Origin of the sequence: Azospirillum sp. TSO5 (assembly GCF_003116065.1) — a bacterium.
GTDB lineage: Bacteria > Pseudomonadota > Alphaproteobacteria > Azospirillales > Azospirillaceae > Azospirillum.
This window is the reverse complement of sequence record NZ_LGQY01000065.1, coordinates 38457-47649: the sequence shown is the minus strand read 5'-3', so window position 1 is coordinate 47649 and position 9193 is coordinate 38457. Positions and strand designations below refer to the sequence as shown.

At 65.4% G+C, this 9193-nt stretch carries 10 protein-coding genes and 1 pseudogene; 6 read left to right on the top strand and 5 right to left on the bottom strand.

Going from position 1 to position 9193, the window contains the following annotated elements; all coding sequences use genetic code 11:
* The 4 genes and pseudogenes from TSO5_RS33345 to TSO5_RS18195 all read right to left on the bottom strand — a co-directional run.
* A pseudogene (locus tag TSO5_RS33345) lies at positions 1-125 on the bottom strand (electron transfer flavoprotein subunit beta/FixA family protein); the annotation flags it as partial.
* A gap of 39 nt (positions 126-164) precedes the next feature.
* A complete protein-coding gene (locus tag TSO5_RS18205; protein ID WP_109152876.1) occupies positions 165-695 on the bottom strand; it encodes a thioesterase family protein in 531 nt (176 codons plus the stop codon).
* Between the two features lie 113 nt (positions 696-808).
* On the bottom strand, positions 809-1201 hold the full coding sequence (locus tag TSO5_RS18200; RefSeq protein ID WP_085089534.1) for a MerR family DNA-binding transcriptional regulator: 393 nt from the start codon (positions 1199-1201) through the stop codon (positions 809-811).
* Between the two features lie 114 nt (positions 1202-1315).
* A complete protein-coding gene (locus tag TSO5_RS18195; protein ID WP_109152875.1) occupies positions 1316-3064 on the bottom strand; it encodes a long-chain fatty acid--CoA ligase in 1749 nt (582 codons plus the stop codon).
* A 171-nt stretch (positions 3065-3235) separates the two neighbouring features.
* Between TSO5_RS18195 and TSO5_RS18190 the strand changes: the two genes are divergently transcribed.
* From TSO5_RS18190 to TSO5_RS18180, 3 genes are read left to right on the top strand one after another with little or no spacing between them, the layout of a single operon-like run.
* Positions 3236-3538 (top strand): SCP2 sterol-binding domain-containing protein, encoded by a 303-nt coding sequence (locus TSO5_RS18190; RefSeq protein WP_085089532.1) that lies wholly within the window; start codon positions 3236-3238, stop codon positions 3536-3538.
* A 50-nt stretch (positions 3539-3588) separates the two neighbouring features.
* Complete coding sequence (locus TSO5_RS18185; RefSeq protein ID WP_109152874.1) at positions 3589-4245, top strand: DUF6134 family protein; 657 nt, start codon at positions 3589-3591, stop codon at positions 4243-4245.
* A 21-nt stretch (positions 4246-4266) separates the two neighbouring features.
* On the top strand, positions 4267-4551 hold the full coding sequence (locus tag TSO5_RS18180; protein ID WP_109152873.1) for a DUF1488 domain-containing protein: 285 nt from the start codon (positions 4267-4269) through the stop codon (positions 4549-4551).
* A gap of 9 nt (positions 4552-4560) precedes the next feature.
* On the opposite strand, the gene TSO5_RS18175 is transcribed toward TSO5_RS18180, so the two are convergent.
* Positions 4561-5052, bottom strand: coding sequence for a flavin reductase family protein (locus TSO5_RS18175; RefSeq protein ID WP_109152872.1), 492 nt, complete (start codon positions 5050-5052; stop codon positions 4561-4563).
* A gap of 309 nt (positions 5053-5361) precedes the next feature.
* Between TSO5_RS18175 and TSO5_RS18170 the strand changes: the two genes are divergently transcribed.
* The 3 genes from TSO5_RS18170 (at position 5362) to TSO5_RS18160 (ending at position 9152) form a co-directional block, all read left to right on the top strand.
* Positions 5362-6507 carry a flagellar motor protein MotB gene (locus TSO5_RS18170; RefSeq protein ID WP_109152871.1) on the top strand — a complete coding sequence of 382 codons (1146 nt, stop codon included), beginning with the start codon at positions 5362-5364 and terminating at the stop codon, positions 6505-6507.
* A gap of 288 nt (positions 6508-6795) precedes the next feature.
* The gene (locus TSO5_RS18165; RefSeq protein ID WP_247870814.1) at positions 6796-8178 is read left to right on the top strand and encodes a circularly permuted type 2 ATP-grasp protein; all 1383 of its coding nucleotides are present in this window, start codon (positions 6796-6798) and stop codon (positions 8176-8178) included.
* Entirely contained in the window at positions 8175-9152 is a 978-nt protein-coding gene (locus TSO5_RS18160) for an alpha-E domain-containing protein (RefSeq protein ID WP_109152869.1), read from the top strand. Before TSO5_RS18165 ends, TSO5_RS18160 begins: the two co-directional genes overlap by 4 nt.
* Positions 9153-9193: the final 41 nt, after the last annotated feature.

The following is a 9193-nucleotide window of genomic DNA, read 5'->3' as shown; positions in this document are numbered from 1 at the left end:
GCGATCTCGTCGAAGGGGTTCATGCTCATCTTCACGTTGGCGGTCTCGACGCCGCTGCCATCCGCCTTGACGCGGACCTTTACATTGTAGTCGACGACCCGCTTCACGGGCACCAGCACCTTCATGACGGCGTGTCTCCTCTCGAATGGTGTTCTTGTAACTGTTCAGGCGGCGGCGGACAGGGGCTGCCCGCGCAAGGCTGCGACCGCATCGGGGATCGGCGGGGAGGCGGCGGTGGTGCCGAGCGCCGCCAGGACCTCGGCCGGCGCGACCACTCCCCCGGATCCGACGAAGGCGCCCTGAACGACGGCCAGTGCCGCCAGTCCGCCCCGTGTTTCCATGCGGTGTTCGATGAAGATGTATTTGTCGTCCCAGCACAGCACACGGCTGACCAGGGTGAATTTCTGCAAGGGCCGCAGCGAGCGGCGATAGCGGATCGTCGCCCCGCCCAGCACCGGCTGCCAGCGGTTGCGCAGGATCGCGGGACCCAGACCGACGCGGATCATCAGGTCGGTGCGACCCAGATCCATCACGCTGAAATAGCGTGCGTTGGTCATGTGCAGGTTGATGTCCAGGTCGGTCGGCCAGACCCGGAAACGCAGCGCCGACGGCTCCAGCAATCCGGCGCGTCGACCGCGCCACGCGGCAAAGATGGCGGCGGCGGCGACCGCCAGCAGGCGGAAGATCAGGTTCATCGCCCATCTCCCGCCTTGAAGGCATCGCAGGCCGCCCGCGGATGTCGCTGTCCCATCATGCTCCGATCTCCCCCCTCAGCAGGCTGACCGGTGCACGACGGGCGCCCGACCGGTCAGCTGTCCTTCGCGGCGGTCTTCAGCTCCGCCAGGGTGTTGTTGACCTGCTCTTCGATGTCGCGCAGCTCCTGCACGGTGGCTTCCAGATCCTCGCGCTGCTGGGCGAGGTCCTTCAGCCGCTTCTGCACCCGCTTCAACAGGTTCTTCTGCTGCTCGACCCCGCCATTGACGTTGTAGAGGTCGAGATACTCGCGGATTTCCGCCAGCGAGAAGCCCAGGCGCTTTCCCCGCAGGATCAGCTTCAGCCGGGCGCGGTCGCGCTTGGTGTAGACCCGGTTGTTGCCGACGCGGTTCGGCGCCAGCAGTCCCTTGACCTCGTAGAAGCGCAGAGCCCGCGGAGTGATGCCCAGCTCCTCCGCAAGCTGGTTGACCGTGTAGAGCTGTTCCATCCCTGGGAAGACCTTTTGTTTGCGTTTGGCACAATGCGTCTTCCGTTTGGTAGCACAGCTGCCGTGGCGTGATAAGGCTTCCCTTTACGTCTGGGTCAACGCAGTGACTTCGGGTCATCCTCCGTTCGATAGGGCTTGCTGCGCCTCGGCGATCAGTTCCTTCTTCGACAGCTTGCCGACGGCGGTCTTCGGCAGTTCCTCGCGGAACTCGATGGCCGTCGGCATCTCGATGCGGGAGATCTTGTCGCGCAGGAAGTCGCGCAGAGCCTCCACCGTCAGGCTGGCTCCCGGCTTCAGCTGCACGAAGGCTTTCGGCGTCTGGCCGCGGTAGTCGTCGGGCAGGCCGATGACGCAGGCGGCGACCACGTCGGGATGCTGGTAGATCGCTTCCTCGATCATGCGCGGATAGACGTTGTAGCCGCTGCAGATGATGAGGTCCTTCAGCCGGTCGAGCAGGAAGACGTAGCCGTCCTCGTCCATCGTCCCGACATCGCCGGTCATCAGGAAGCCGTCGACCACGGTGCGGTCGCTCTCCTCCGCCCGGCCCCAATAGCCGGCCATGACGTTGGGACCGGAGATCGCCACCTGACCCTTCTCGCCGATCCCGAGCTTGCGGGACGGGTCCTCCAGGTCGCGGATCTCGATGGCGATGCCGGGCAGCGGCAGGCCGATGGAGCCCTCCTTGTTGACGCCTTTCAGCGGGTTGGCGGCGCAGACGGGCGAGGCCTCCGACAGGCCGTAGCCTTCGATCAGCACGCAGCCGGTCGCCGTCTCGAACTGGCGCTTCAGCTCCATCGGCAGCGGCGCGCCGCCGGAGATGCAGTAGCGGATCGAGGTCATCGGATAGCGGGCGACCTGCGGGTGGCCCAGCAGCGCCTTGTACATGGTGGGCACGCCGGGGACGAGGGTCGGCTTGCGCTTGGCGATGGTCTTCAGCACCTGCTCCGTCTCGAAGCGCGGCAGCATGATCAGCTCGGCTCCGCAGGCCAGCCCCATGTTCAGCACCACGGTCATGGCGAAAACATGGAAGAAGGGCAGGACGGCCAATACCCGCTCCCGGCCCAGCGCCACCTCGGGGAACCAGGCCTGAACCTGCCTTGCGTTGGACAGCAGGTTGTGATGGGTCAGCATCGCGCCCTTGGGCACGCCAGTGGTGCCGCCGGTGTATTGCAGCACGGCGACGTCGCGCAGCCCGTCGATCCGCACCGGGCGCAGAGTTCCGTCATTGGCGAGAAGGCTGTCGAAATCGACATGGCGGTCGTCGCGCGGCACGGCGGCGAGTTCCCCACGCTTCAGCACGCTGAACAGAGCCTTCTTCACCACCGGCAGAATCGATGCCATGCGGCAGACGACGATCCGCTTCATCGGCGTACGCGCCAGCATCGCCGCGACGCGCGGATAGATCTGCTTCAGGTCCAGCGTCACCATGATCTCGGTCTGCGAGTCGGTGATCTGGTGTTCCAACTCCCGCTCGACATAGAGCGGGTTGTAGTTGACGACGGTCCCGCCGGCCTTCAGCACCGCGAAATAGGAAATGACGTAGGCTGGACAGTTGGGCAGGCACAGTCCCACCCGCACCCCCGGGCCGACGCCCAGATCCTGAAAGCCGCGGGCGGCGTGGTTCACCAAAGCCAGGACCTCGGCATAGGTGTAGCGGCGGCCCATGAAGTCCAGGCAGGGGCGGTCGGCATAGCGTCCGGCCGCCTCCTCGAACAGCATGTGCAGCGGCATCGGCGCGAAATGCTGGTCCCAGGCGATTCCCTTGGGGTAGTGCGTCAGCCAGGGATGGGTGGTGTCATTGGCGGCGGCGCCATTGGCATTGGTGGTCGGCGGATTGGCGCTCTGCGCAAGCGGCTCGGGCATGGTTCGCTCCCCTTGGCGGTGGCGCGTTCCGGATCACCTGACGGCCGGCACCGAACGGCGGCATCGACAAGCGGCGGGCGTCTGAAACGCTTTCGTTATGACGTTGACGTAAACGTAATGCGCGCCTACTGTCAAGACCAGTCCTACGAACAATCCTGAGGGCACGCTTTCATGGTCGACGACATTCTGCAGGAACTGCGCAGCCGCAGCGGCGATCTCCGCTCGCTCAACGCCTCGGTCCGCTTCCTGCTGGGCAAGGAGGGCGAGGTAATCCGGGTCGATGGCCGCGCCAGCCCGATCAGCATCAGCCGCGACGACGCCGAATCCGACTGCACCATCCGCATTTCGCCGGAAAACCTGCAAAAGCTCATCAACGGCAAGCTCAACCCGATGCTGGCCTTCACCATGGGCAAGCTGAAGGTCGAGGGCTCAATGGGCGTGGCGATGAAGCTGGCCCAGCTGCTGGACGACTGACGAAGCGGCCGCAAGAGCCGCCAACCACACCCAACCGGGAGGAAACGAAGATGACGACGATGCGCACCAAATGCGCCACCCTGTCGGCTGCCCTGATGGCGGCCACGCTGCTGACCGGATTGCCGGGCTCTGCTTCGGCACAGGGTTCAGCCCAGACGCTGACCTACCAGATCCTGATGGGCGAGGACCCCATCGGCACCGAACAGGTGAAGATCGAACCGCAGGGCGACCGCACCAAGGTCACCGTCACCGCCACCACGCGGGTGAAGGTGCTGTTCATCAACTTCCGCTACGACCACAAGCGGGAGGAGATGTGGAAGGGCGGCGTTCTGGAATCGATGACCGCCACCACCGACGACGACGGCACCCCGCACAAGATCGACATGGCGCGCGATGCCGGCGGTTACCGGCTGGTGGTGGACGGCAAGCCGCAGCAGGCACCGGCAAGCGCCCTGCCGCTGACGCTGTGGACGACGGACGTGCTGAAGCACCGCGAGCTTCTGTCGGTGATCGATGCGGCCCCCTACAAGGTGGCTACGCGCAAGATCGGGGCGGAGACGGTGGAGGCCGGCGGCAAGGCGATGGAGGCCGCCCACCACCGCATCGAGGGCGATGTGGAACGCGACCTGTGGTATGCGGCGGACGGCACGCTGCTGAAGACGCGCTTCAAACGCAGCGGCTATGATATCACCTATGTCCTGAAGTGATTTCTGCCGATTGAGGACCCGATGCCCATCTTCCTGTTTCCCGACGACCCCTTCTGGAACGAGGAGGCCGACGCCGTGGAGTTCGCGGTGCAGGTCGGGGAATATCAGGGCCGGGTCTTCGTCACCCGCCGCACCCTGCAGGGCATCGTCGGCCACACGCCGAAGCCGGACGAGGCGGTTCAGCAGGTCTGCATGAACCGCCCCCTGTTCGAACGGGCGACCGAACAGCGCATCATGGCCCGCGCGCTCGATGCCGATGCCAACATCCACCTGACCGGCCGCGACCTTCACCGCGCGGCCGGCTGAACAGAAGATTCAGCGGAGATGGGCGTAGCGGCCGCGGAAATACAGCAGCGGGTCGCCGTCCTCGCGTGAGGTCAGATTGCGGACGCGGCCCAGCACGATGATGTGATCGCCGCCGTCCAGCAGATGCTCGCGGTCGCATTCCAGCGTGGCGAGGCAGCCGGTCAGCAGGCGGACGCCGCCGCGGCCGGTGGTGGTCTCCAGCCCGGCCCAGCGCTCCTGCAGGTCGCGGCGGGAGAAGCGGTTGGACAGTTCCTCCTGGTCGGACGCGAGGATGTTCACCGCGAAATGCGGCGCGATGTTGAACGCCTCGAACGACATCGCGGCACGGCCCAGGCAGAACTGCACCAACGGCGGATCGAGCGACACGGACGAGAAGGAGTTCACCGTCACCCCCAACGGCAGCCCGTCGGGCGCGATGGTGGTGATGACGGCGATCCCGGTGGCGAAGCAGCCGAGGGCGGAACGGAACGCAAGTGGATCGATCGGCTGTTCGGTGGTCATGACGTCCTGTGGTGTGGGCCGAAGTGGAGGGGCATGCGGAGAAGAGGGCAGGGGACCCGTGAAAGGCCCCCGGAGTGGCCGAAGATGACACTGAAAGTAGGAAATACCGCGAATTAATCCAGCACGCCATCCGGTGCAAGCCGCATCTCCGCCCCGTCTCCGTCGCATCCCTAGTGGCGGCAACGTCGTTAAACGGATCTTAATCAAACCCGGTCAGGGTTTTGCCGCGGCGGACGGCCGCCGCATCCACCGCGGCGCCGCGCGCGGAAGTCGGCCTTCGGGCCTCGAACCATTCGCCACGGCCAGGGCATGAGCGGGAATTCCGGCGGCGACGAGCGGCCAATCATCATCAAGAAGAAGAAGGGCGGGCACGGCGGCCACCATGGTGGCGCGTGGAAGGTGGCCTATGCCGACTTCGTGACCGCGATGATGGCCTTCTTCCTGCTGCTGTGGCTGCTGAACGTCACCACCTCGGACCAGCGCAAGGGCATCGCCGACTATTTCTCCCCCGTGTCGGTCAGCCGCGAACAGTCCGGCTCCGGCGGTATGCTGGGCGGCAAGACCATCACGGTGCCGGGCGCGCAGATCTCCCCCAGCTCGCCGATGTCGGCCGACGTGCCGGTGTCGGGTCCGCCCGGCTATTCTTCGCAGCAGACCGACGATGCCGACGACCCGACCGAATCGGCGGTCGGGCCCGGACAGGGCACCGGCCCTGGAAAATCGGGCAAGGATGCCGCCGCCAACGGTGCGGCGGATGCGGATGTCGCCGACCAGAAGCCGAGCGAGACCCGGGCCGAGTTCCAGAAGCGGATGGAGGAGATGGCCAAGCAGCTGGGCATTCCCGGCCAGAAGCCCGGCGAGAAGCTGTCCGACTTCGGCGAGCGGGTGAAGGAGGCGATGGACAGCCTGCAGGGCGCGGCCAAGGAAGCCCGCCAGTTCCAGCAGGCGGCCACCGAGATCCGTCAGGCCATCCAGTCGGTGCCGGAACTGGAGCCGCTCGCCCAGAATCTGATGATCGACCAGACACCGGAAGGCCTGCGAATCCAGATCGTCGACCAGGACCGCGTGTCGATGTTCCCCGGCGGCTCCGGCCAGATGTATCCGCAGACCCGCCAGCTGGTGCAGCAGGTGGCCAAGGCTCTGTCGAAGCTGCCCAACAAGCTGTCGATCAGCGGTCATACCGATTCCACCCCGTTCCCCGCCGGGTCCGGCCGCGACAACTGGGATCTGTCGACCGAGCGGGCCAACGCCACCCGCCGCGCCCTGCTGGCCGGCGGCATCGACCCGTCGCGAATCCAGGATGTCGTCGGCAAGGCCGACCGCGACCCACTTGTCGCCGATCAGCCCAACAGCCCGCGCAACCGTCGCATCACCATGGTCCTGCTGCGCGAGACCCAGGCGGCACCCGCGGCCGGCGGCCAGTCCGGCGGCGGCGCCCCCACCAAAGCACGATAAGTCTTCGGTGCCGCCGGTACTTTGGCGCTAATTTCCGGAATCGCCTGCATCCGAATTCTTGCTTTGTCATTGCGTCGCACAACGGCGCGCGCGTTTGCCCTGTTCAAAGCGCGCGGCGATGGGTCATACTTCCTGCACAATGCGACATGGCCGGGGCGATGCCGCCCGGCCCGCGATGATCGGTCAGATACAAGCGCGGGGGAGTCTGTGAGCGTACCCGAGAGCAAACCGTCCGACCTTTTGTCATCCTACAATCCTGGCCTGTACTTCGACGAACTGTTCGGAGCCATGGATTTGCCGGCCGAACATACGGCGCTGATCCGCCAGAGGCTGGCCGCGCTCGACTTCGATGAATTGCGCCGCCGTGCGCAGGATGCGGAGCGGGAGCTTTACAATCTAGGCATCACCTTCATCGTCTATTCCGACAAGGACGCCGTCGACCGCATTCTGCCGTTCGACGTCATCCCGCGGGTGATCTCCGCACCGGAATGGAAGCATCTGGAGGCGGGCGTCACGCAGCGGGTCGCCGCGCTGAACCTGTTCCTGCACGATATCTATCACGACCAGAAGATCCTGAAGGACGGGGTGATCCCGCGGGATCTGGTCGAGGGGAACCATAATTTCCGCCCGCAGATGATCGGGCTGGACGTTCCCTTCAACACCTACATCCACATCATGGGCACCGATCTGGTGCGCGACCGTCACGGCACCTTCCGCGTGCTGGAGGACAATGGCCGCGTTCCGTCCGGCGTCTCCTATGTCGTGGAGAACCGCCATATGATGCAGCGGGTCTTCCCCGACCTGATGCAGGACATCGGCATCCGCCCGGTGGACAATTACGGCCACAAGCTGCTCGACGCCATGATGGAGATCGCGCCGGTCGACGATCCCCAGGTGGTGCTGCTGTCGCCGGGCACCTATAACTCGGCCTATTTCGAGCACATCTTCCTGGCGCGCGAGATGGGCGTGCCGCTGGTGGAAGGGCGCGATCTGGTGGTGGACAACGACCGCGTCTTCATGAAGACGACCAACGGTCTCGCTCCGGTCCATTCCATCTACCGCCGACTGGACGACGCCTTCCTCGATCCCAGGGCCTTCAACCCCGACAGCCTGCTGGGCGTGCCCGGCATCCTGGAGGCCTACCGCAAGGGCAACGTGGCGCTGGCGAACGCCATCGGCACCGGCGTGGCCGACGACAAGGCGGTCTACTGCTATGTCCCGCGGATGATCAAATACTACTTGGACCAGGACCCGATCATCCCCAACGTCGACACCCGCATCTGCCGCGAGGCCGACGCCCTGCAATACACGCTCGACAATCTGGCCGATCTGGTGGTGAAGCCGGTGGGCGAGGCCGGCGGCTACGGCATCACCATCGGCCCGCGCGCCAGCAAGGCGGAACTGGAGGATTGCCGGGCCAAGCTGTTGGCCGATCCGTCCAACTACATCAGCCAGCCGGTGGTCGACCTGTCGGTCTGCCCGACCGTCTGCGACGACGCCATCGAGCCGCGCCACGTCGATCTGCGCCCCTTCGCCATCACCGGCAAGAGCACCTGGGTCCTGCCCGGCGGCCTGTCGCGCGTTGCGCTGAAGAAGGGCACGCTGATCGTCAATTCGTCCCAGGGCGGCGGCTCCAAGGACACCTGGGTTCTGGAAGGTGGTGCGGCATGAACCTGCTGTCCCGTTACGCCGAGTGCATTTTCTGGATGGCCCGCTACATGGAGCGGGCCGAGAATCTGGCCCGCATCCTGGACGTGCACGAAACCTTCGCGCGCGATACCCGAGGGGCCACCAACTGGTTCTCCATCGTCCAGCTGAACGCCGACGAGAAGGACTTCTTCAGCCGCCATGACCGTCCGACGGCGGAGGCGGTGATCCACTATTACATGTTCGACGGGCAGAACCAGAATTCGCTGCTGTCGATGCTGCGGATGGCGCGGGAGAATGCGCGGACGCTGCGCCCCTGGATCTCGACGGAGATGTGGACGCAGATCAACGTGTTCCACAACAAGCTGCTGGAGATGTCGGTCAAGGACGTGGCGGCGCAGAACCTGTCCAAGGTCTGCACCTGGATCAAGGAGGAATGCCAGACCCACACCGGCATCACCGAGGGCACCTTCTACCGCGACCAGGGCTGGTACTTCTACCAGATGGGCAAGTATATCGAGCGGGCGGACCAGACCACGCGCCTGCTCGACATCAAATACCACACGCTGTTGCCGTCGCCGGCCGAGGTCGGGTCCACGCTGGACGTCAGCCAATGGACGACGGTCCTGCGCTGCACCGCCGGCTACCACGCCTTCCGTCGCGTCTATCCCCGCGGCATGTCGCCGACCACGGTTGCCGGCTTCATGCTGTTCAACGAGGGATTCCCGCGCTCCGTCGTGATGTGCGTGCGGCAGATCGACGGGGTGCTGACGCGGATACGCTCGCGCTACGACCTGCGCGGCGGCTCGGCGGCGATGGAGCGGGTGGACGAGCTGCTGGCCGCGCTGCTGTCCCGTCCGATCGATGCGGTGCTGCGTGACGGCCTGCACGAATATCTCGACTGGATACAGCTGCAACTGAGCGTCGTGACCACGGAAATCGCACAAGCCTTCTTCGGTGCTCAGCCTCCTCTGGCAGTTCAGAGCCAGTCGCAGTAAGCTCTGGTCCGGCGGAGGGGATCACGCTCCTCCGCCTCCTC